General features: G+C 41.5%; 20 protein-coding genes. 1 reads left to right on the top strand and 19 read right to left on the bottom strand.

Features of this window, described 5'->3' with window-relative positions:
• Nucleotides 1–24: 24 nt before the first annotated feature.
• Entirely contained in the window at nt 25–885 is an 861-nt protein-coding gene (locus tag QUF78_RS02965) for a DUF421 domain-containing protein (RefSeq protein ID WP_289323498.1), read from the top strand.
• An 8-nt stretch (nt 886–893) separates the two neighbouring features.
• Here QUF78_RS02965 and QUF78_RS02960 read toward each other — a convergent pair whose 3' ends face one another.
• The 19 genes from QUF78_RS02960 to QUF78_RS02870 all read right to left on the bottom strand — a co-directional run bounded on the left by QUF78_RS02960 (nt 894) and on the right by QUF78_RS02870 (nt 21,876).
• Nucleotides 894–1,442 carry a YitT family protein gene (locus tag QUF78_RS02960; RefSeq protein WP_289323497.1) on the bottom strand — a complete coding sequence of 183 codons (549 nt, stop codon included), beginning with the start codon at nt 1,440–1,442 and terminating at the stop codon, nt 894–896.
• Nucleotides 1,443–1,870: 428 nt separating this feature from the next.
• Nucleotides 1,871–3,241: a 23S rRNA (uracil(1939)-C(5))-methyltransferase RlmD gene (gene rlmD / locus QUF78_RS02955; RefSeq protein WP_289318216.1), complete on the bottom strand. Its 1,371-nt coding sequence runs from the start codon at nt 3,239–3,241 to the stop codon at nt 1,871–1,873.
• Between the two features lie 230 nt (nt 3,242–3,471).
• Nucleotides 3,472–3,654, bottom strand: a complete 183-nt coding sequence (locus QUF78_RS02950) for a hypothetical protein (RefSeq protein WP_289323496.1) — start codon at nt 3,652–3,654, stop codon at nt 3,472–3,474.
• A 38-nt stretch (nt 3,655–3,692) separates the two neighbouring features.
• Nucleotides 3,693–4,268 carry a GNAT family N-acetyltransferase gene (locus tag QUF78_RS02945; RefSeq protein ID WP_289323495.1) on the bottom strand — a complete coding sequence of 192 codons (576 nt, stop codon included), beginning with the start codon at nt 4,266–4,268 and terminating at the stop codon, nt 3,693–3,695.
• A 63-nt stretch (nt 4,269–4,331) separates the two neighbouring features.
• Nucleotides 4,332–5,246, bottom strand: coding sequence for a diacylglycerol kinase (locus QUF78_RS02940; RefSeq protein ID WP_289323494.1), 915 nt, complete (start codon nt 5,244–5,246; stop codon nt 4,332–4,334).
• A gap of 181 nt (nt 5,247–5,427) precedes the next feature.
• Nucleotides 5,428–6,354: a LiaF transmembrane domain-containing protein gene (locus tag QUF78_RS02935; RefSeq protein ID WP_289323493.1), complete on the bottom strand. Its 927-nt coding sequence runs from the start codon at nt 6,352–6,354 to the stop codon at nt 5,428–5,430.
• A complete protein-coding gene (locus QUF78_RS02930; RefSeq protein ID WP_289323492.1) occupies nt 6,351–7,421 on the bottom strand; it encodes a hypothetical protein in 1,071 nt (356 codons plus the stop codon). Before QUF78_RS02930 ends, QUF78_RS02935 begins: the two co-directional genes overlap by 4 nt.
• A complete protein-coding gene (locus QUF78_RS02925) occupies nt 7,414–7,881 on the bottom strand; it encodes a hypothetical protein (protein ID WP_289323491.1) in 468 nt (155 codons plus the stop codon). Before QUF78_RS02925 ends, QUF78_RS02930 begins: the two co-directional genes overlap by 8 nt.
• A complete protein-coding gene (locus QUF78_RS02920; protein ID WP_289318223.1) occupies nt 7,878–8,420 on the bottom strand; it encodes an RNA polymerase sigma factor in 543 nt (180 codons plus the stop codon). Before QUF78_RS02920 ends, QUF78_RS02925 begins: the two co-directional genes overlap by 4 nt.
• A gap of 171 nt (nt 8,421–8,591) precedes the next feature.
• The gene (gatB, locus tag QUF78_RS02915; RefSeq protein ID WP_289323490.1) at nt 8,592–10,019 is read right to left on the bottom strand and encodes an Asp-tRNA(Asn)/Glu-tRNA(Gln) amidotransferase subunit GatB; all 1,428 of its coding nucleotides are present in this window, start codon (nt 10,017–10,019) and stop codon (nt 8,592–8,594) included.
• 12 nt (nt 10,020–10,031) lie between these two features.
• Nucleotides 10,032–11,492, bottom strand: a complete 1,461-nt coding sequence (gatA, locus tag QUF78_RS02910) for an Asp-tRNA(Asn)/Glu-tRNA(Gln) amidotransferase subunit GatA (RefSeq protein ID WP_289323489.1) — start codon at nt 11,490–11,492, stop codon at nt 10,032–10,034.
• Nucleotides 11,493–11,504: 12 nt separating this feature from the next.
• The gene (gene gatC, locus QUF78_RS02905) at nt 11,505–11,795 is read right to left on the bottom strand and encodes an Asp-tRNA(Asn)/Glu-tRNA(Gln) amidotransferase subunit GatC (protein WP_289318226.1); all 291 of its coding nucleotides are present in this window, start codon (nt 11,793–11,795) and stop codon (nt 11,505–11,507) included.
• Nucleotides 11,796–12,194: 399 nt separating this feature from the next.
• Entirely contained in the window at nt 12,195–13,364 is a 1,170-nt protein-coding gene (locus QUF78_RS02900) for a CamS family sex pheromone protein (RefSeq protein ID WP_289323488.1), read from the bottom strand.
• A gap of 11 nt (nt 13,365–13,375) precedes the next feature.
• Entirely contained in the window at nt 13,376–15,382 is a 2,007-nt protein-coding gene (ligA, locus tag QUF78_RS02895; protein WP_289323487.1) for an NAD-dependent DNA ligase LigA, read from the bottom strand.
• Nucleotides 15,383–15,485: 103 nt separating this feature from the next.
• Nucleotides 15,486–17,732, bottom strand: a complete 2,247-nt coding sequence (gene pcrA / locus QUF78_RS02890) for a DNA helicase PcrA (RefSeq protein WP_289318229.1) — start codon at nt 17,730–17,732, stop codon at nt 15,486–15,488.
• Between the two features lie 61 nt (nt 17,733–17,793).
• Nucleotides 17,794–18,477: a heptaprenylglyceryl phosphate synthase gene (gene pcrB, locus QUF78_RS02885; RefSeq protein ID WP_289323486.1), complete on the bottom strand. Its 684-nt coding sequence runs from the start codon at nt 18,475–18,477 to the stop codon at nt 17,794–17,796.
• A gap of 231 nt (nt 18,478–18,708) precedes the next feature.
• The gene (locus QUF78_RS02880) at nt 18,709–19,023 is read right to left on the bottom strand and encodes a YerC/YecD family TrpR-related protein (RefSeq protein ID WP_034306094.1); all 315 of its coding nucleotides are present in this window, start codon (nt 19,021–19,023) and stop codon (nt 18,709–18,711) included.
• A 26-nt stretch (nt 19,024–19,049) separates the two neighbouring features.
• Nucleotides 19,050–20,087: a DUF3048 domain-containing protein gene (locus tag QUF78_RS02875; RefSeq protein ID WP_289323485.1), complete on the bottom strand. Its 1,038-nt coding sequence runs from the start codon at nt 20,085–20,087 to the stop codon at nt 19,050–19,052.
• 43 nt (nt 20,088–20,130) lie between these two features.
• Nucleotides 20,131–21,876, bottom strand: coding sequence for an adenine deaminase C-terminal domain-containing protein (locus QUF78_RS02870; protein ID WP_289323484.1), 1,746 nt, complete (start codon nt 21,874–21,876; stop codon nt 20,131–20,133).
• Nucleotides 21,877–21,930: the final 54 nt, after the last annotated feature.

Here is a 21,930-nt window from a genome sequence, read left to right as displayed (position 1 = left end):
TGATCAAGCAGGAGGTGTTTGGTAATGCCGGGTTGGATAGAAATTGTTTTGCGTTCATTATTCTTTTTAATTGTTCTCTTTGTGATCACAAAAGTGTTAGGAAAAAAACAATTGTCCCAGCTCTCCTTTTTTGAATATGTAACGGGTATAACCATCGGTAATGTTGGGGCAGAATTAGCTACAAAAGTTGAGGGCAATATTATACATGGTGTACTGTCCATTCTTGTTTTTGCCATAGCACCTTTTATTGCAGGATCAATATCCCTAAAAAGTAAAACTTTCCGTGATCTTGTGGAAGGAAAAGCATCGGTTTTCATCAAAGATGGGAAAGTCATGGAAGATAATTTAAAAAAAGAGAAATATACCATTGATGAATTGTTAGGGTTGCTCCGAAAAAAGGATGTCTTCGATATTTCTGAAGTTGAGTTTGCCTTATTGGAAGCCAACGGGGATTTTTCCGTAATGTTAAAGAAGCAAAATCAACCTGTAACAGCTAAGGACCTTAACCTGTCAGTGGCTGCAGTAAAGGAGCCACAAACCATCATTATGGACGGCAGCATACTCGATGAACCACTTTCCACGATTGGACTGAACCGAAATTGGCTTCATACTGAACTGGATAAGTTAGGGGTAATCCTCGAGAATGTTTTTCTTGGTCAAGCTAATTCCAACGGGGAATTAACTGTGGACCTTTTTGATGATAAACTTAAAGTTCCTTCTCCTCAAGAAAAACCTCTCATGCTCGCGACCTTGAAAAAATGCCAAGCGGACTTAGAGTTGTTTGCACTTGGAACTGAATCAAAGGAAGCTAAAGAGATGTTTAGCAAAAATAGCGAAAAGCTGCAAAAGGCAATAGATGACGTAGCCCATATCTTACGGAACTGATTATATATTCATTTCCTCACTTTCATAAGCGAAGTGATCAGTCCAATGATGACGATCGTCACACATGAAAAAAGAAAAATTTCGATACCTAAAGTGAATGCTGCAGCTGAAATGATGAGTGTATCTATGATGATAATGGCCAAAGCAATATCTATGTAGGAAGATTTGGAGATGATTTTGGCTAACATATCCGTTCCACCGCTGCTTGTCTCATATCGAAGCATGAGCCCTATGCCCATCCCAATGATGGCTCCGCCAATCAAAGAGCTAGTTAGTATCGAAAGGGATAAGACTTTTTTCAATGGATTTAGCCAATCCATAAAAAGGGATGTCAAAAGTAAACCGTGAATGCTGCTATAGAAAAAGGACCTTTCATAGTACCAGGCATATAAAAATATAGGAATACTTAGGATCAACATGGATAGCCCTGTTTGAAAACCAAAGAAATAATGAAGAATGAGTGCAATTCCAATAACGCCGCCATCTATTAAATGATGAGGCACTAAAAAACCATTGATTCCAATAGCCACCAAAAAGCTACCAACAATTACAGCCACTGCTTTTTGAAAATTAATAAAATCACCTTACCTCCCAATCATATATTCCTTAATATATGTCCAAGTCAGAGCGTCAAGAATATACATGCAAAAAAAAAACCCCTCACTTTACTTCAATTTAACTACGTGAAAAAGGCTCCGGTCATTCAGACCGAGGCCTACAGTTTGTAGACAGGGGTTCGGAAAACATATCTTTCATTATTCCCGAACAAACTGACCCAAAGCAACCCCTTCAACTCCTCAGGAACGGATTCTATCTAATCGTTATATCAAAGTTGATTGGAGAGAAAGGTACGAGACTCCTGCGGGAAAAGCCCGTCTAGGAAGACACAGGCGGAAAGCGAGTGCCTGAAGCGGAAATCAATGTCCAAATTGTACAAGCCCTAAAAAAACTGTAGGCCCGGTCATTTAGACCGGGCCCCATTTCCTTATTTCAACTCTAATAACACTACATTTTCAACATGTGTAGTCATTGGGAACATATCGACAGGTTGGATATCAACTGCTTTATATCCGCCTTCTTCCAAGATATGAAGATCACGCGCTAGAGTGCCTGGGTTGCATGATACGTATACGACTTTGTTAGGTTTCATCTCGATGATCGTATTCAGAAGGGATTCTTCACAACCTTTGCGAGGCGGATCCACTACGATGACATCCGCAGTGTTACCCTTTTGATACCATTCAGCAATAACGTTACCTGCATCGCCAACAATGAATTCGGCATTGGAGATTTCATTCAATTCAGCGTTGCGGCGTGCGTCTTCTATCGCTTCTTCCACTACTTCGACACCGATTACTTTTTTCGCTTTTTTAGCTAAGAATAAAGATATGGTTCCAATGCCGCAATAGGCATCTATCACCGTCTCTTCACCCGTTAGCCCTGCATAGTCAAGGGCTTTATCATAAAGGACTTTCGTTTGGTCTGGATTGATTTGGTAGAAGGACTTTGCTGAAATCGCAAATTTCACATCACCGATCATATCATGGATAACTTCGTCGCCCCACAGTAAAGTCATTTTATCGCCTAAGATAACGTTCGTTTTCTTGGAATTCACATTTTGAACAATGGATTTCACTTGTGGAAGACGTTCAACGATTTCTTTAACGATGGTTTCGATGAAAGGGATACTATTCGTTCTTGTAACGAGAACAATCATCAATTCACCTGTTTGCTTGCCATAACGGGCCATGATGTGCCGCAATACACCTTTATGTGCCTCTTCATTGTAAGCAGGGATACCAAGTTTACTGAAGATCTCTTTAACAACCTGAACGGCTTCACTGATCACTTCATTTTGGATTATGCTTTCTTTCGTTTCAACAATTTCATGTGTCCGCGGTTTGAAGAATCCCGCTATTAGCTTGCCATCCTTTTCACCAACAGGCACTTGCGCTTTATTGCGATAATGGGTTGGATTCTCCATCCCGATGATCGGGTGAACCTTTACATCCTCAAGCTTCCCGATGCGTGTCATCACTTCACGTACTTGCTTTTCCTTGAATTTCAACTGTCCTTCATAGCTCATATGCTGCAGCTGACAACCACCGTATTTATGGAAATCTTCAGTCGTGACCTCAACCCGGTATGGACTATTTTCTATAATTTCCATCAAGCGTCCGAAGCCATAACCTTTATTAGCCTTCATCACTTTAATTTTTGCCTTTTCACCAGGAAGGGCGTTCTGAACAAAGATCGGGTAGCCATCAACTTTAGCCACTCCAGCTCCTTCATGTGTTAAATCTTCAAATAAAACCTCTATAATATCATTTTTAGCAACTGGTGCTGTTTTTTTCATATCATCTTCTCTTTTCTTTTTTATGCTAGCCTGTATTTTACCACAATCGAGGCCTCGCCACAAAACCACTCACCAATTTACATTGGTTTTCATAAAAATATAGTGGAAGGAATTACGGATTTTTCATAGTTCCATGTATAAAAGTTCAATAAAAAAAGAAAAATAAGGAAAAAAGAAGAGGTGAGGAAATGGGTTTATTTAACTCTATATCAGCCTGGAACGCTACAAGGTTAGAAAAACATCGAGCAAGTATGGAGGAAAAAGGCCTCTGTCCGGATTGTTACGGACGAGGATATAGCTCCTTCGTACCTACGGAATATCATTTTTCCGATATACACGACTGTCCTGGCTGTAATGGTACCGGTGATTACTCTGATTGGGCCGCCATGAATGGGCAGCAAATGTAATCGCATACATTGCAAAATTTCAAATCAATAAAAAGGACCCCCTGTTAAACAGGAGGTTCTTCTATTTCCTTTACCATATAGCCAAATTCATGGCCGCCAATCGTAATGGTTTTCATTTCTTTATAACCTAATCTTCTATAGAGACGATTCGCCCCTTCATTTTCATTTTCAACGACTAAAGAAACCCTTGGATATCCCTTATGTTTAGCGTATCCCTCAACATACTGAATCAGTGCACTACCAATTCCTTTTCCTTGAAAATACGGGTCAACGCATAATGTATCCAAATAAAAGTCTTTCATTTCCGCTTCTTTATCGAGCGTAACGCTTGGGTCTTTCATTTTCATCCTTAATTGTTTCACTATCGGTTCATCCAAGCTTTCTGCATCCTTACCATGGTAAGCAATGATCAATCCAGATACTTGTCCATCATGTTCACTTACGAACGTATTTTCAAAACTGATCCGATTTCCACTTTTTCTGAACAACTCGGATAGAACGGTTAGGATTCTTTCTTCTTCCGTTTCACCTGTCAAAACCTCTGCAATTTCCTTAATCGCTAACCGGGTCAAAACGGCTGCCTTGTCCGCATCTTCCGGTGTCGCTTTCCTGATATACATGTTTATACATACTCCTTGATCTATTAAAATGAAAAGGCCACCAGATTCAGTGGCCTTTTCACCCTATTTATTTGCCGGATCGTCCGGCAGTATTCCTTGTGGGATGAATACATCAAAATGGCGGTACTGATTTACGAATTCAGCTGGGGCCATCCCGCCAAATTCCCCATCCAAGTTAAGCATCATGTCATTTTTGGCCTGTACTTTAATTCGATTGGCTTTTTCATAAATGACGTTTTTATCATGGATATGTTCACCGCGCATTGCCAATGTTGCGACACGGACAATATCAGCCAGGTTGGCCTTTTTCAAAATAAGCAACGTGAACATACCATCATTCAGAGAGGCGTCAGGAGCCAGTTTCTCGAAGCCACCGACCGAATTCGTGTTAGCCACCAAGAAAAGCATGATCTCCCCTTCAAAAAGCTTCCCATCATATTCAATTGAAACTTCCGTCGGCTTAATTGAAGGAAGCATTTCAATCCCTTTAATATAGTACGCTAGCTGACCAAGCATGGTTTTCAGCTTGATCGGCACGTCATAGGTCAATTCGGTCAATCTGCCCCCGCCAGCAATATTGATGAAATACTTATCGTTCATTTTCCCAATATCGACCGGCATCGTATGCCCACCGGCAATAATTTCGGCTGCCCCTTCAATTGACTTCGGTAAATGCAGCGCCCGCGCGAAATCATTGGTCGTTCCCGTCGGAATGATTCCTAGTTTCGGACGTTTCTCTGCAGTGGCCAGTCCATTAACAACCTCATAAATCGTACCGTCGCCCCCTGCTGCAATAACTATATCATAGCCGCGTTCAATCGCTATCTTAGCCGCTTTCGTTGCATCCCCAGCACCAGTCGTCGCATGTGCAGAAGCTTCATAACCAGCTTCTTCAAGTTTTGCTAGCACACCTGGCAGGCTCTTCTTAATGGCTTCCCGGCCCGAAGTCGGGTTGTAAATCAACCTTGCTCTTTTCATTTCCCATCATCCTTACACATATTGATTCCATAATTTACATCTTAATCCTTCGTTGCATGAAAAGCAATATTCGAAAAAAAGAGGACCGTATTTCGGTCCATATCTTTTATGCATTTTACAAGAAAACTTATCAGGGAAATTATAATGCTTTTTACAATTTTATTCTAGTAAATGATTTCAATCATGGATATTGTACATTCACGTTAAATGTATCGGTAACGGTTAAAGTATGATTGCCTTTACCAGTATTGAATGTCCCATTCTTTTTTACAATGCCTTCATCACTTGTTTCTTCTTTCACTTCAGTCATCTTCCAGCTATTCTCAGGACCTTCCAGTTCCTCGACCCCTCTGGCATCTATCTTGATATCGCTATTATCCTGAAGGAATACACTAAGATTCCCACTATCCTTCACACTCCAATCATTCAATAGCTTTCTAGGCTTCAAGACAAGATCGGTACTTTGTCCGTCTATTTCCAATGCCAACTCAGCAGGGATTATAAGAGTGGCCTTAAGATTCATCATACCACTGTCCAAAATTCCATTTTGAATCGGCAAATCCTTGAAGCTTATATAAAGTGTATCACCATTTCTCTCAACCATTAGATAATCTTCCGCCTTCTTCAACACAGAATCAGCATCTTCCATTACCCGCTCACCATATGTTCCAAAAATGGATACTTCCCCATCCTTGCCACTTTCAATCGTCAATGGGTATGAGCCAGAGTCCAGAACAACTCTCTGTATGTCTTTCCCGGCCTTTTCATTGAAACCAGGCAAATTGACCGTTTTTTCTTCACTATTCACGGCAGCCCTAACTTGATCCATCAATCCGCTTGATGTTAGCAGAATTAAAACAATCCCTGTCGTTCCTAGCAATCCTACGAAAAGAATGCTAAGAATATCATATTTTACAAAAGAACTTTCTTTTCTGGAAAAATAAATATAGCAGAGAATCTCCACACCCAAGATAATGAACAGCAACGGCCACCAAGATAGCATAATCGTCGTCAAATTCATATCCGTAATTTGAGAAACCAGTAAAACCAAACCCAAACCAACCAGGGAGATACCCATTGAAATCGTTCCGACTCTCCATGTTCTCATTTTGTCTCCTCCTTGACTCTCCCTTTTTTACTGCCCGACAGCAATTTGATTCCCCCACCTATAAGTAGGATGCATACCAGTCCTTTTTGAAAATAATCTCTAAACCAATATTCCAAGTTGCTTCCAATCCATTCATCTAAATGAGGTGCAATTGCAGGGACGATTATATTACTAGCCAAGAAATAGATTCCAAGCCCCACCAACCCAAATCCTACCCATTTTTGGTTATTGACGATTCCCGAAATGATGGGCGTATCTTCAACAGGACCCTCTTCCATTTTCGAGGCTTTTTGCAATCCATCAAAAAAACTATAAAACCAGATGATCGGAATAAGGAAAAAGAAGAAACCTAAACGAAGTAAATCCAAAATGTAAATGGCGAATAAAAAGCCAGCCATCAATTGAATCCCACGTTTTTGCAGCCCCAAATATAAGTGACCCGCTCCAGGGAAAATGGCGAATAAAGTCGCGACCGATTTACTCTTCTTCCCGGATTCCCGCCTCTCCTCGAAATCTTCCAAAACGGTCCGATCGATAAGCTCCTCACCTCTTTGCTTTTTATTCAGCTGTTGAACGGAATCAAAAAAACTGTAAATCCAGATAACAGGCAATAGTGCCATGAATATTAACAGACCTTCCATATGTGTCATTACACTGATGAATACCACCATAATGCCAAGGCCTAAAAAGCCGATCAGAAAAATGAGTCCCCGATTCATGAGGCCCAACTGAAAATGCCCTAATCCTGGAACGAATGAAAGGATGATTACATAGAATCTTTCCGCTTCCGGCTGATCTGCCATCCCCTCTAAATTCTCTTCACTTTTAGGATTCCTCAGTGAGGTGACCACCAAATCAAATATACTGATGAAATAAAACACCATTCCAATAATGGAAAAAGCCAGAAATTCATCCGCTTGACTGATCAATGAAAGAAAAAGACCTCCAAGTCCCAGTCCAGCTGCGGCAAGAAAATAAAATAAACCTTTATATTTCCTTCCTAGGTAAAAATGTCCAAAACCTGGCAAAAACGATAATAAAAAAGCCAATACCGGACTTTTATTCATTTCTAAACCCCTCCTTATTTTTCTTTTCGATTGTGTCCATCCAATTAAATGTTTTATCAATAAGCCCTTCGGTTAAGGACTGAGTTTCCTTTACACTGCTGGATTCCACAGAATCCACGTATTCTGTCAATGATTGAAATACTCCGCCTGCCATTAATAGGATCGTAAATCCGGCCGCGATCAGGTAATGTCTCGTGATGGTCCGAAGGGATTTCTCTTTTCGGAGTTGCTTAGCCTCTTCAACAGACCCGCCTTTCAATCGGCTAATCGAGTCCATGACAGGACCCGCAATATCAAATCCTTCAATGTCCAGTCTGGATTCTTCTTTTTCCATCGCTTCCATATAGGCGGATAAACACTTGTCACAGGAGTATAGATGATTTTCATATTCAATTTTTAGAGCCTCTGGTATTTCATCTGCCAAATATTCAACCCATTCTGCTTCTGGAACATGATTCATGAAAAATCCTCCTCTTTCCAATGTTTTCTCATCCAATTTCTTGCCCGATATAGCTTAACCTCCACAGATTTCACTTGAATCTGCTGCTCCTCTGCAATTTGCTTGAATGTCTTTTCCTTTATGTAATAGCCATATACAACGTCCCGGTATCCCTCTGGAAGGTCATTCAGCTTCCTTAATACTTGCTTTCGCCTTTCATTCCGAAAAAATACTGCCTCGACATCATCAGTTAAGCCCAAATTAGCTTCCGATGAATGTTCGTCCTGCAATTCTTCCTTTTGGCGTTCCCTCTTTCTCTTTAAATCGATTGCATGATTGACCGCAATTCGGGTAATCCAAGTCTTGAAACCTTGGTTCTTATATTGAGGAAGAGAAGTATAGATTTTGATAAAGACTTCCTGGGTAACATCTTCTGCATCCTTTTGATTCCGCAAGACGGAATAGACGGTTCTATAAATCGTCTGTTTATAAGTTTCAATTATTATTCGGAATGCATGATCATTCCCTGCCCTTACCTTCTCAACTAACTCATCGGTCACTTCTCTTCCTCCTTTCCTGTTAAACATTCATGTAATAGACGACACAAAAAGGAGTTACCCCTACAGATAACTCAAAAAAAAAATCAAAAATTATTTTCCGTTATTTCTCTCAGTAAACTCTTTCCTTAATCAAGAGAAAACCGTACCACTTTAAAAGTGATACGGTTAATATTAACGTTTATTGATTTCTTCCACCAAAATTTTATTAACAAGCTGTGGATTGGCTTGTCCTTTTGTCGCTTTCATAATCTGTCCGACAAGGAAGCCGATTGCTTTTTGTTTACCGGCTTTAAAATCTTCAATTGATTGAGGATTATTATTCAATGCTTCTTCAACTGCTGTACGCAACGCGCCTTCATCGGAAATTTGGACTAGTCCCTTCTCCTTGACGATCGTTTCAGCGTCTCCACCGTTTTCAATCAATTCTTTGAAAACTTTTTTAGCTATTTTAGAAGAAATCGTACCATCTTCGATCAGCTTGATCATTCCAGCCAACGATTCGGCAGTCAATTTGACTTCATGCAGCTCTTTTCCTTCTGCATTCAAGAAAGCAGAAACCTCACCCATGATCCAGTTAGATGCTAGTTTCGCATCCGCACCTGAAGCCACTGTCGCTTCAAAGAAATCAGCACTTTCCTTCGTTACCGTTAAAACGGCTGCATCATATTCCGGTAAGCCGAATTCTTCGACATAGCGTTTTTTCCGGGCATCCGGAAGTTCTGGGATCTCGGCAGCGATGCGTGCTTTCCATTCTTCATCGATATGGATTGTCAATAAGTCCGGCTCTGGGAAGTAACGGTAATCATCGGAACCTTCTTTAATTCGCATTAGTACCGTTCTGCCTGTAGCATCATCGAACCGGCGAGTTTCCTGTTCGATTACGCCGCCTTCATTCAAGATTTCCGCTTGTCGGATTTCTTCATGCTCCAACCCTTTGCGAACGAAGTTGAATGAGTTCAAGTTTTTCAATTCGGTCTTCGTACCGAATTCTTTTTGGCCGACAGGTTTCAAGGAAATGTTAGCATCACAGCGAAGTGAGCCTTCTTCCATTTTACAATCGGAAACGCCTGTGTACTGAATGATGGATTTCAACTTTTCCAGATAAGCATATGCTTCTTCCGGGGAAGTGATATCCGGTTCGGATACGATTTCAACAAGTGGCGTACCTTGGCGGTTATAATCACAAAGAGAATAGTTCCCTTTATGTGTCAGCTTTCCAGCATCCTCTTCCATATGAATGCGGGTAATGCCAATCTTCTTTTTGTTGCCACCGACTTCGATTTCAATCCAGCCATGCTCACCGATCGGTTGATCGAACTGTGAAATTTGGTATGCTTTAGGATTGTCCGGGTAAAAATAGTTTTTCCGGTCGAATTTCGTAATTTCTGCCACTTCGCAATTTAGGGCAATTGCAGCCTTCATTGCAAAATCAACAGCCTTTTTATTGACGACAGGCAATACGCCTGGGTAGCCTAGGTCAATTACAGTCGTGTTACTATTTGGAGCGGCACCAAAATGATTTGGGCTCGCAGAGAAAATTTTAGAATCCGTTTTTAATTCTACGTGTACTTCTAGACCAATCACCGTTTCAAAGTCCATTTATTTCACCCCTTACAGCTTAGGAAATTGTTTATGAAAATCTGTTGCTTGCTCAAAAGCGTGAGCTGCGCGGTAAATAGTGCTTTCATCAAAATGCTTTCCAATCATTTGAAGTCCAAGCGGAAGCCCATTCGCTGCGAATCCACATGGCACGGATATACCTGGTACACCAGCAAGATTGACTGGAATCGTTAAGATATCATTCGCATACATCGTTAATGGATCGTCGACTTTTTCACCAATTTTAAATGCAGGTGTAGGTGTAGTCGGCCCAACGATGACATCATATTTTTCAAAGACATCTTCAAAGTCTTTTTTGATTAAAGTACGGACTTTTTGAGCCTTTTTATAATAAGCATCATAATAACCTGAACTTAAGGAGAAAGTTCCAAGCATGATACGGCGTTTCACTTCGTCACCGAATCCTTCTGCACGAGTTTGCTTATACATTTCTATAAGAGTTTCTGCATTATCTGTACGATGTCCGTAACGCACACCGTCAAAACGCGAAAGGTTAGCCGAAGCTTCCGATGAAGATAGCAGATAATAGGCAGCTAAGGCATATTTGGAATGCGGCAAGGATACCTCTTCCCATTCAGCTCCAAGTCCTTCTAATACCTTTAACGCTTCAAGAACGGAATTACGTGCCTCTTCGCCAACACCTTCACCAAGATATTCTTTAGGCACAGCTATTTTCAATCCTCTAACATCGCCTGTTAACGAATTCACAAAATTCGGCACATCAACGTTTGCAGAAGTCGAATCCATTGGATCTACTCCTGAGATCGCTTCAAGCAAATAGGCATTATCTTCGACCGTTCTTGTAACCGGACCGATTTGGTCCAATGAAGAAGCAAACGCTACAAGTCCGAAACGGGAAACCCGTCCATATGTAGGTTTTAAGCCGACAACACCACAATATGCCGCTGGTTGGCGGATCGATCCACCCGTATCGGAACCTAAAGAGAATAGGACTTCTCCGGAAGCGACGGACGCAGCCGAACCACCTGAAGAACCGCCTGGTACATAATCCGTATTCCACGGGTTGCGTGTCGCCTGAAATGCAGAGTTCTCATTTGATGAACCCATCGCAAATTCATCCATATTCAATTTCCCGATCGTCACCGTTTCTGCCTGCTGCAGCTTTTGAACGACGGTTGCATCATAAATTGGATCAAAGTTCTCCAAGATCTTGCTTGCACAAGTCGTTCGTAAATTTTTAGTGACAATATTATCCTTCACTCCGATTGGCATACCAAATAAAGCGCCTTCGTTCTCGCCTTTTACCAATTGATCATCCAATCGTTTTGCTTGATTGCGGGCGTTTTCTTCATCAAGTGTCAAAAATGCCTTCACCTTGTCCTCTACCTGTCCAATGCGCTCATACGATTCGTTTACAAGATCAGTGACACTGATCTCTTTCTTATGTAAGCGTTCATGAAGCTCAGAAACCTTTTGTTCGAACAACGACATCATTGTCCCCCCTTATTCAATTATAGATGGTACACGGATATATCCTTCTTTGCTATCCGGTGCATTTTTCACTACTTCTTCTACTGGCAATCCTGGTTTTGCGACATCTTCGCGCATAACATTTTTCATATCTAAAACGTGAGAAGTCGGGTTTACTTGATCCGTATCAAGCTCATTCAACTGCTCCGCAAATGAAATCATTTGGTCAAGCTGATGTTGAAACTGTTGTGCTTCATCTTCCGTAATTGCCAAACGAGCCAAATGGGCAACGTGTTTAACTTGTTCCATAGAAATACGTGACATTCTCTTCACCTCCGAAAAAATATCCAAATCGACTGAATTCCGTCGCTATTCTCCATAAAATCATCGTTTAAATCATATCAAACTATTACACAGTAAAGCAACTAGAGAAACAATGTCGAAATTCAATTATTTCTCAAGGAAAAAGAGATATTTTCCGGGAAATATGGGAAAGTTGTCGGAATTTCCGGGGAAATGACAAGAAAGCCTTTAATATTCGACATATGTTCCCCTTTTTAATATTCACTTCCTTATTTGGAAGGGTCTACTTTCTACTATATGTGTCTGTTCCTACTTAAAGGTTATTTTGAAATTCACCTTATCTCCGGAAGAATAACTTATGAAAAGTGGATTTCAGAGATTGTCGCAAAAAAAGATGAAGCCGTTAAGCTTCATCTTTTTTCATTCATATATATGCACGGTTGGTTCGTCCTGATTTGCTTCTCGGACAATGAGAGCTTCAGGTCCATTTACAGAGGTAATGGATACTTGTACGGCAATATAGTTAGGGAAACGTTCCATTACAAGCCCAGCAACATATTGGGTAAAGCCAATCGCTTCCGAGTTCCCATAAAATTGAATGGGGATATCGATGTTCAGACTTTGTAATTGATCATCCATATAGAACGCCCTGCCAATGACTCCGTTAAAGTTAGGGAAAAATTCTTCGACATCTTCTTTAAAGTTCGTGAAAGTATTGACGTCATCACGGTATTTTTTTTCAGCACCAGCAGAAGGAAATAGGAAATACTCTTCGTCCAAGTTCGTCCACTTTCCAATATTGTCAGAGTTTTTATCAATATTCGTATAGGAAATGAAATTCCCAGGAACTACTGAGGATTTTTCATTTTGCTCGAATAAGGCAATCGTAATCGGAACATTTTTCAGCTTGTCCATTTTACGTAGCCTCTTTAAGACTTCTGCAGCAATTTTCTCCCCTTCTTGCTTTACCTTTTTACTATCGATTGTCTTTTCATAGGTGGCACCGTATGCCTCTTTTTGATAGTAATGCACTGAATTCAACGCAAGACCTATTACAACCCCGCCTAGGCTCACTGAATTATCTTTTGTTTTGACTAAGTAATTATGTTCTAAAATATGAGCAAGATAGATTGGATTGTCTTTATTCCGCTTATCGATGTCCCCTTTACCTGGATCAACCGGATTCAAGCCGACGTTGTCTGATGCTTTCTTCTTCTTTTCTTTCAACTGACTATTGGTATATTTTCTGTTCAGCCAGGAAGATATTTTGGAACTATCAAGCGTTTGCCCCTCTTGAAATAGGTATTCTTCCGGGTCGAATTGGGTTTGGGCCAACCGCATCAATCCATTTTCGAATTCTTCAATATCATATCGGGTATTTAGATTAGATACGACCAAACCGCGTGCTTTTGATGGTTCAAACGGTAGGATCGTTTGATAATATTCTTCCGAAATTTTGTACTTCGGAATAATTGCCGTCTCTTTTTTGTCTTTGGAGTCTTGAACTACCTCTTGCTTATCCTCAAAACTAGGCGCACAACCAGCAAGAAGCAGTATAAGAATCATCCCCAAAATAGAGTGTTTCCTCATAGCTACACCTCTTATTTTTTTAGTTCCTCAATCAGTCTCTCTTCATCCCATACCATGACGCCCAGGCTTTCCGCTTTTTCCAGTTTGGAACCGGCATCTTCGCCAGCTACGACCAAATCGGTTTTCTTGCTGACACTTCCAGCAACGTTAGCTCCCAGCGCCTCTAATTTTTCTTTTGCTTCATTACGTGTTAGCTGATGCAATTTACCCGTTAAAACGACTGTTTTACCGGCAAAAACGGAATCGATTTCTTCAATGGGAACAGCCCTTGGCCCTTTAAAAGTAAGATTCACACCGGCTGCCTCCAACTCATTCAGTAACGCATGAACTTCTTCCAATTCAAAATAAGCTACGATGGAATCCGCCATCTTTTCCCCTATTTCATTAATGGACGTTAGTTCTTCACGGCTCGCCTTGCTTAAGGCTTCCATTGTCCCGAACTCCCGTGCAAGTGTTTTGGCGGCTTTCGAACCGACATGGCGAATGCCTAGCCCGAATAGTAATTTTTCCAATGAATTGGTTTTCGAAGCTTCGATTGCTTGAAGGAGTTTATTGACTGATTTATCCCCCATCCTTTCCAATGCAATCAGTTGATCGTATGTAAGCTTATAAATATCAGCCACATCTTGTATGAGTTCTTCTTTAAACAACAAGCTAATCACTTTTTCACCGAGACTGTCTATGTTCATTGCTGTCCGGGATACAAAATGAATCAAGCCTTCCCGTATTTGTGCAGGACACTTCGGATTGATGCACCGTAAGGCAACCTCCCCGTCCAGCCGAACGAGTTCGCTGCTGCATTCCGGGCACTCAGTCGGCATCTGAAACTCGACTTCTTCCCCTGTACGGCGCTCTGCCAGTACATTGACCACCTCTGGAATGATATCGCCAGCTTTTTTCACGACCACTTGATCTCCAATCCTTATGTCTTTTTCACGGATTAAGTCTTCGTTATGAAGTGAAGCTCGCTGCACAGTCGTACCAGCTACCCGAACGGGATCCAAAACGGCAGTTGGGGTCAATACACCCGTACGGCCAACATTCAGCTCGATATCCCGTAGGGTTGTAATGACTTCTTCAGCCGGGAATTTATAAGCAATTGCCCAACGCGGACTTTTTGCAGTAAAGCCTAATTCATCCTGCTGTTCAAGGGAATCCACCTTTACGACAATCCCATCAATATCATAGGCCAAGTTCGGACGTTGTTCCGTCCATTCTACTATATAAGCTAGTACTTCCTCTATATTCGAGCATGTTTTTCTTTCCCGGTTCGTCTTAAAGCCAAGCCTATCCAGCAAATCCAGACCCTCACTGTGGGAACGGACCCCGGTTTCTCCTACATCGGCAATCGCATAAAGGAAAATATCCAAGTTCCGTTTAGCAGCAAGTTTCGGGTCAAGCTGCCTTAACGAACCAGCAGCTGCATTCCGTGGGTTAGCAAATGGTTCTTCCCCACGTTCTTCCTTAGCCTCATTTAAAGATTCAAATGATTTTTTTGGCATGAATGCCTCACCGCGCACTTCTATCGCAACCGGCTCCCGCATCTTCAATGGAATTGACTTGATCGTTTTCAGGTTAGCTGTAATATCTTCACCGATCGTTCCATCTCCACGGGTTGCCCCTCGTACGAAATATCCATTCTCATATTGAAGTGTGACGGCTAGTCCATCAATTTTTAATTCACATACATAGGAGAAATCGTCACCAACAGATTGTCTGACCTTTCTGTCGAAATCCCGTAAGTCACTTTCATTGAAGGCATTGCCTAAACTAAGCATCGGCGTGGTGTGCTCCACTTTTTCAAACATATCCAAAATGGCCCCACCGACCCGTTGTGTCGGAGAGTCACCCGTTTGCAGTTCCGGAAATTTTTCCTCATACTCAATAAGTTCACGGAGTAGCCGATCATATTCAGCATCAGGTACTGATGGCTGGTCCATCACATAATATTCATAGCTGTATTGGTTCAATAAAGTTTGCAGTTCTAGAACTTTCTTCTCTGCAGCTTGTAAGTCCATACGTTCAATCCTTTCTAAAGAAGACTCCACCGCACTTCTTATAGAAGAGCGGTGTCTAAAGTCAGATATCCCTATTCTTTACCAGTAGAAGCATATTAATAGCTTAGGCTTTTTCAACCGGTGCAAATTTCGCCAGTAGGCGCTTGATGCCGATTGGACTTGGAAAAGCAATATCCAATTCCTTCCCTTCGCCTTCCCCTTTTACGCTCACCACGGTTCCTATCCCCCATTTTTTATGGGATGCACGGTCACCGACAGCCCAGCCAATCTCTTCACCGCCCGTTGCGGATGGTGCAGAAACAGCTCTTCCAAAGGCAGGGACTTTTCTTGTGGAAGCTGTTGAAGGAGATCCAGTTCTCGAAGAACTGAAAGGTGTTTGCCTAGCTCGAGGAGCCGGTTTCGGTTTTAGATCTTCAAGAAGCTCCTCTGGTATTTCACTGATGAACCGTGAAACTGGGTTCATACTCGTCCGTCCATACAATGTCCGCATTTGGGCATTGCTTATGAATAGCTCATTTTCAGCCCTTGTAATTCCCACATAAGCCAGACGGCGTTCTTCTTCCATCTCCTCTTCATCCATGAGCGAGCGGCTGTGAGGGAAAACCCCTTCTTCAAGGCCCAATAAAAAGACCACCGGATATTCCAGTCCCTTCGCGGAATGCAGCGTCATCAACGTTACCGTATTTGTAGCTTCTTCGGAATTCTCATCAAGTTGGTCTATATCCGCAACCAACGCCAGGTCAGTTAAAAAGCCAACCAATGACTTGTCCTCGCTGTTACTTTCGAATGCCTTCGTTACAGATAAAAACTCATCTATATTTTCAAGCCGGCTTTGTGATTCAATCGTTTTTTCTGCCTGCAGCATCTCTCGGTAACCGGTTTTCTTAATGACTTCCTCCACCAGTTCCGTCACGGATAGGTACTCCTGCTGATTTGTATAGTTAGTGATCAGCGTATGAAATTCCCTTGCCGCTTTGGTAGCCTTACCGCTTATCCCTACCATTTCCACGGATTCAAGTGCTTTATAAATGGAAACATCATATTGATCTGCATAATCTGCCACTTTGTCCATTGAAGTTGCACCAATTCCGCGTTTTGGTACATTGATTACACGGCGAAGACTGATGTCATCATCAGGATTCGCAATAAGGCGCAGATAGGCAAGTAAATCCTTAATCTCTTTACGGTCGTAGAACTTAGTGCCCCCGACTATTGCGTAGTTTATATTGGATTTAAGCAGAACTTCCTCCATGACACGTGATTGTGCATTTGTTCTATACAGAATTGCTATATCGGAATATTTCCTGCTGCCAGCCTGAGCTAACTCATTTATCTTTCCGGCTACAAATTGCGCTTCCCCTTGTTCATTGTCTGCACGGTAATAGAATATCTTATTACCATCTGCATTCTCGGTCCAAAGATTTTTCGGCTTTCGGTTTTGATTGTTATCGATGACCTTATTCGCCGCTTCTAGAATCTTTTTCGTCGAGCGGTAATTCTGTTCAAGGAAAATCATGTTGGCATTCGGGTAATCTTTTTCAAATGAAAGGATATTCGCAATATCCGCACCGCGCCAGCGATAGATCGATTGATCGGAATCCCCGACAACACAAAGATTACGGAAGCGTGAAGCCAGTAGTTTAACAAGCATATATTGAGCCCTGTTCGTATCTTGGTACTCATCGACATGAATGTATTGAAATTTGCGCTGGTAGTATTCAAGCACTTCCGGTACCAGTTGGAACAATTGAATCGTCATCATGATCAAATCATCGAAATCGAGCGCTGAATTTTTCCGCAACCGCTTTTGGTATTCCGTATAAACATCGGCAGTTACTTTAGTGAAGTAATCAGACGCCGTCTTCAGGTACTCTTCCGGCCCGACCAATTCATTTTTAGCTGAACTGATGCTACCCAAAATGGCACGGTAATCATATTTCTTCGTATCCATATTGCGATCTTTCATAATTTGTTTAATGACCGATTGCTGATCCGTCGTATCCAATATCGAGAAGTTCCTATTAAAACCGATACGATCAATATCCCTTCGTAAAATGCGGACACACATCGAGTGGAAAGTCGAAATCCAGATATCTTCGGACGCACCGCCAAGTATGGCACGGATCCTCTCCTTCATTTCACGTGCAGCTTTGTTGGTGAACGTGATTGCAAGGATATTCCAAGGTGCTATTTCCTTCTCGACCATCAAGTAAGCTATTCGGTGAGTCAGCACACGCGTCTTTCCACTTCCTGCCCCAGCCATGATTAAAAGTGGGCCATCAGTTGATTTAACTGCTTTTTGTTGCTGTTCATTCAAACCTATTAGTAATTTTTCCGCTAAATATTGCATTATCACACCACCTATACGAACGTTCGTTTCTGTTTTAGTATACTATATTTATTCCAAGTTTTCATTTAACTGCCGTAACTGTTGATAGTGCCACTTTCAAATCTTCATAAATCACATTTCCGACAACGATAACATCCGCAATCTTAGACATCTCTTTAGCCTGTTCAAGCGATTTAATCCCACCGCCATAGAATAATACTGTATTCTCCAGACTCTCTTTGGCCGCTTCCACCATCTGAACATCGCCATAATCACCGCTGTATTCCAGATAAAAAATCGGCAGGTTGAACATCTTTTCCGCCATCATCGCGTATGCTCCCACATCATCCATATCCAAATCGGTATTGGCTTTCGTCAATTGGGCCGCCTTGCACTCAGGATTCAGGATACAGTACCCTTCAACGAAAATTTCATCCCAATTCAAAAGGTATCCGTATTCTTTGACTGCTTGCTGATGCAGTTTCATCATCCAATCCGGATTGGTGCTATTCAGGACACTCGGAATGAAATATAAATCAAACCCTGGCGTCACCGTTTCAACAGAAGAAATCTCCATCACACATGGGACGGTATATCGTCTGACCCGTGCCATTAAATGAAGCACATTCTCAAGCGTGATTCCATCCGTTCCCCCGACCATGATTGCATCAGTACCCGATTCACAGACTTTTTCAAGGGCTTCATCACTTATTTCTTTATTTGGATCGAGTTTGAAAACATGTTTCCACTCGCGAAAATCGTACATAATAATCCTCCATTCACACTTCCCATTAACCATTATAGCATTAAGATTTTTCATTAAAAATGAGAAGTATTGATAAAATGTTTACCAAATGGAACCCCCTGAATCTAAAATCCAATATAACATGGATATGGCTGAAAGACAGCAGACAAAGAAAGCGCTAAACTCAAAATAAAAAGCCGGGAAATGAATTCCTCGGCTTTTTCTAATTCACCATATAAAAAATCTAAAGCATTAAGATTCAGTTGTTTCCTCAACGTTATCCTTAATCCGGTTAAGAGCCATTGAATAAGCGTCATTTCCGTAATTCAAGCAGCGTTTCACCCTGGAAATCGTAGCCGTACTTGCACCCGTTTCCGTTTCGATTTTATGATAGGTCTTACCTTCTTCAAGCATCCGGGCTACTTCAAGACGCTGTGCTAATGATGAAATTTCATTAACTGTGCATAAATCATCAAAAAATCGATAGCATTCGTCCAAATCACGCAAGGAAAGGATCGACTTAAACAGCTGATCCGTTTCTTTTCCCCTTAACTTATCAATTTGCATGTTACTCCCCCTCAATTTCATGGGTATCAAAATGTGACGTCTCCTACTAAACCAGGTTCATTCGGAATAATATTGACCCAAGTTTTCCCTGGAATCAACCCTACTTCTTTATCGTTTTTCACTGGTGTAATCCGACCATCCTTATTAACCCATTCTACTTCATTCGCTTTTCCTTTTTGAAGTAAATAACCTTTTCCACCACTTTTCAAGTCGATTGTACGACGTCCTTTATCGTCAATCACTTGGTGAGTGGCCTCAATGATCAATATATTATCCAGTAAAATCGGTTTATTCGATTTATGTTCGACTGTTTGCTCACCATTCGAATAACGTTTATATTTCTCTTCCGTGGCTTCGTATTCATACTTTACATCATACTCGTCTGATCCGTAGGATATCTCGGTTTTCACTGCCGGTTCCCCTTGAAGGCCAGCCGCCTCTTCCTTTGTAAGGAAAACATAAGGATCCGGTGCACCATTCATCTCAAACCCCTTATCCTTCGCGCCTTTTTGGATATCCTCAAAAGAGATGTAGGAATTATGCGGTGCTTTTCGATCTGCCGAACGTTGAAACAAAGTACCATCATAATATAATCCGTTCAAGTTATCAATATACCCTTTGTCCAGCATGGTCTTTGCCTCGGGGCTATACCCATGACACACATAGATGCAATCCATGCCTTTAGCCAATTCGATATAATAGTCCCTTGCACTCCGAATCGGACCGATTTGGCTTGGCATTTCACTTTGGAAGATAGCTAAAAATCTGGTTATGTCACCTTCTGCGAGCATTTCATAGACAATATCGGCTTCTGAGAGGCCCGATTGCGGGCGTGCTTTTGGATGATTATTAATCATCACTGCTGCGGCCCTTTGCTCACTGACTTCTTTGGTGGCTATACCTGTAAGTGGAAACTCATTGGAAGGTTCATTTTTCACATCTGTATTTTTGATGACAGCCTGATCTTTCGGTTTACTATCATCCAATGCAGGATCTTCTTTCGTTGAACAGCCTGCCAGCAGTAAAATAGAAATAACGATGAAAAGAATTCTCTTAAAATTCATCTTTCCACTCCTCCGATTTATTAGCCATTTCTTCTCTTATATTTTAACGCATTATAGTGGGAAAGAGTATAGTTTTATTCATAACATCATACACTCCCCGCTGGGTCAGCCTTATATATGGCAGATGGGTTGTCGAAAAGAATGAAAGGGTATACACAGGATCGGCGAAGCGATACCCCCTGTCACGCAGCAAATTTTTCAATTCATTTTCTTCTTCTATCAGTTCAGGAACCTCTTTGGTGGACATGACCCCCTTTAATTTCAGAGGAAGTTCATGAATCACCTTTCCGTGTTCCGTTAAAATGATTCCGCCGCCAATCTCCTTCAGCCGGTTAAATGCCAAATGCATATCCTGTTTCCTTTTACCGATCAGTATGATATCACCTGTATTGGTATAAGAACCGGCAAAGCCACACAACTTATCCGCAAACCCTTTTAATATCGTATTGATGCGCCATTTCCCTTCCCGATCGATAAGCATGAAAAAGCATTCATCATCCTCAAAGTTCAGCTCTTCATGCCCAACATCATTGGAAAGAGAGTACGGTTTAGTAATTACATTATTGACCAATTCAATTCCAAACGGCATGGAAAATTCAAAATCTTCCTTTAAACTAAGATCCCAGTCAAGATCAAGTGGTTTAAAATCGAAATCACTCCATTCGATTTCCTGTGAATCGGGTATGATTTCACCATCCCTTTTCACCCATTTCCCTTTTGCCATTACCGAAACCGGTGCAGGCTCCTTTACATCAGTCAGGAAGTTGATGTTCGCTACCCTTCCAGTGGCAATATTGCCATGAAGGTACTCAATGTTATAATATCGTGCGATGTTGATAGTTGCCATATTGTAAGCATCGATTACCGGAACGCCATGCTCTATCGCTATTTTAATCAAGCAGTCTATGAAACCACCTTCATAAAAGGACGGCGGCGATCCATCTGTCGTATAAAAGAATTTGTCATAATGATCAATGCCCAGTTCATGGATTTCCTGTATCATCTTTGGAAGATCCGGCCGGATCGAAGAATGTCTTAACGATACATAATAGCCCTGCAGCAAGCGCGACATGACTTCATCACCTGTCATTGCCTCATGATCACAATCGGCGCCGAACAAGGTCATTTTCGCTAAAGTCTTCTCTGAAGCACCTGGAAAGTGTCCTTCTATTTTCTTCCTCATTCGCTTTGCTTCCTGAATCCAGTGCAACATCATGTCATCCCCATCGAGAAGCTTCGGCCATCCAGTCAGTTCCCCGCCCTGTAATACGGCATCATGCTCCAGCCATGATTTAACGGCCCCATGGGAAAAGACCATGTCTTCATCTATCAATTCCGTTTGTCCGTCAAAACGGCTCCACCAATACATTGTTACAGGAATGTTACGTAATTCTTTCAAAAGAGAAAACGCTTTCTTTTTATCTAACTGCAAAAGAAACGGCAAGTTATCATTGATCAATGTCGTTGTGCCAAAATGAGATGCATAACGTGAAAAAGAAAGGGGATTATATAATTGAGAAGGGTGTGAATGCGGCTCAATATAACCCGGGACTAAGTACTGGTTTGTACAGTCTACCATTTCACAGCGGTCTATATTATCAGGAAGCTTATCGCCAACATATATGATGCGATCATCATATATCCATATATTCGCTTTTACCCATTTTCGTAAAGCCTGATTTAAATAAGTCGTATTTTTAAGCAGAATATGTGGTGCCCTATTGCCATCCAGCACATCTATATGTTCTCTTAGATGCTTATTTTTCCATCTATAGCGCTGTTCAAGCATTAAACATTCCCCCATAATTTTTTAGAAACAGTTGTATGAAAAAAACCATTTTCA

This window comes from Peribacillus sp. ACCC06369, assembly GCF_030348945.1.
Lineage (GTDB): Bacteria > Bacillota > Bacilli > Bacillales > DSM-1321 > Peribacillus.
Note: the sequence above shows the minus strand (reverse complement) of the source record. Positions and strands in the feature narration are given on the sequence as shown.

Coding starts and splice junctions, on each gene's coding strand:
- QUF78_RS02965 (WP_289323498.1), top strand. CDS start 25: ATGCCGGGTTGGATAGAAATTGTTTTGCGTTCATTATTCTTTTTAATT.
- rlmD (WP_289318216.1), bottom strand. CDS start 3,241: ATGAAAAAAACAGCACCAGTTGCTAAAAATGATATTATAGAGGTTTTA.
- QUF78_RS02950 (WP_289323496.1), bottom strand. CDS start 3,654: ATGCGATTACATTTGCTGCCCATTCATGGCGGCCCAATCAGAGTAATC.
- QUF78_RS02945 (WP_289323495.1), bottom strand. CDS start 4,268: ATGTATATCAGGAAAGCGACACCGGAAGATGCGGACAAGGCAGCCGTT.
- QUF78_RS02940 (WP_289323494.1), bottom strand. CDS start 5,246: ATGAAAAGAGCAAGGTTGATTTACAACCCGACTTCGGGCCGGGAAGCC.
- QUF78_RS02935 (WP_289323493.1), bottom strand. CDS start 6,354: ATGAGAACATGGAGAGTCGGAACGATTTCAATGGGTATCTCCCTGGTT.
- QUF78_RS02930 (WP_289323492.1), bottom strand. CDS start 7,421: ATGAATAAAAGTCCGGTATTGGCTTTTTTATTATCGTTTTTGCCAGGT.
- QUF78_RS02925 (WP_289323491.1), bottom strand. CDS start 7,881: ATGAATCATGTTCCAGAAGCAGAATGGGTTGAATATTTGGCAGATGAA.
- gatB (WP_289323490.1), bottom strand. CDS start 10,019: ATGGACTTTGAAACGGTGATTGGTCTAGAAGTACACGTAGAATTAAAA.
- gatA (WP_289323489.1), bottom strand. CDS start 11,492: ATGTCGTTGTTCGAACAAAAGGTTTCTGAGCTTCATGAACGCTTACAT.
- gatC (WP_289318226.1), bottom strand. CDS start 11,795: ATGTCACGTATTTCTATGGAACAAGTTAAACACGTTGCCCATTTGGCT.
- QUF78_RS02900 (WP_289323488.1), bottom strand. CDS start 13,364: ATGAGGAAACACTCTATTTTGGGGATGATTCTTATACTGCTTCTTGCT.
- ligA (WP_289323487.1), bottom strand. CDS start 15,382: ATGGACTTACAAGCTGCAGAGAAGAAAGTTCTAGAACTGCAAACTTTA.
- pcrA (WP_289318229.1), bottom strand. CDS start 17,732: ATGCAATATTTAGCGGAAAAATTACTAATAGGTTTGAATGAACAGCAA.
- pcrB (WP_289323486.1), bottom strand. CDS start 18,477: ATGTACGATTTTCGCGAGTGGAAACATGTTTTCAAACTCGATCCAAAT.
- QUF78_RS02880 (WP_034306094.1), bottom strand. CDS start 19,023: ATGCAAATTGATAAGTTAAGGGGAAAAGAAACGGATCAGCTGTTTAAG.
- QUF78_RS02875 (WP_289323485.1), bottom strand. CDS start 20,087: ATGAATTTTAAGAGAATTCTTTTCATCGTTATTTCTATTTTACTGCTG.
- QUF78_RS02870 (WP_289323484.1), bottom strand. CDS start 21,876: ATGCTTGAACAGCGCTATAGATGGAAAAATAAGCATCTAAGAGAACAT.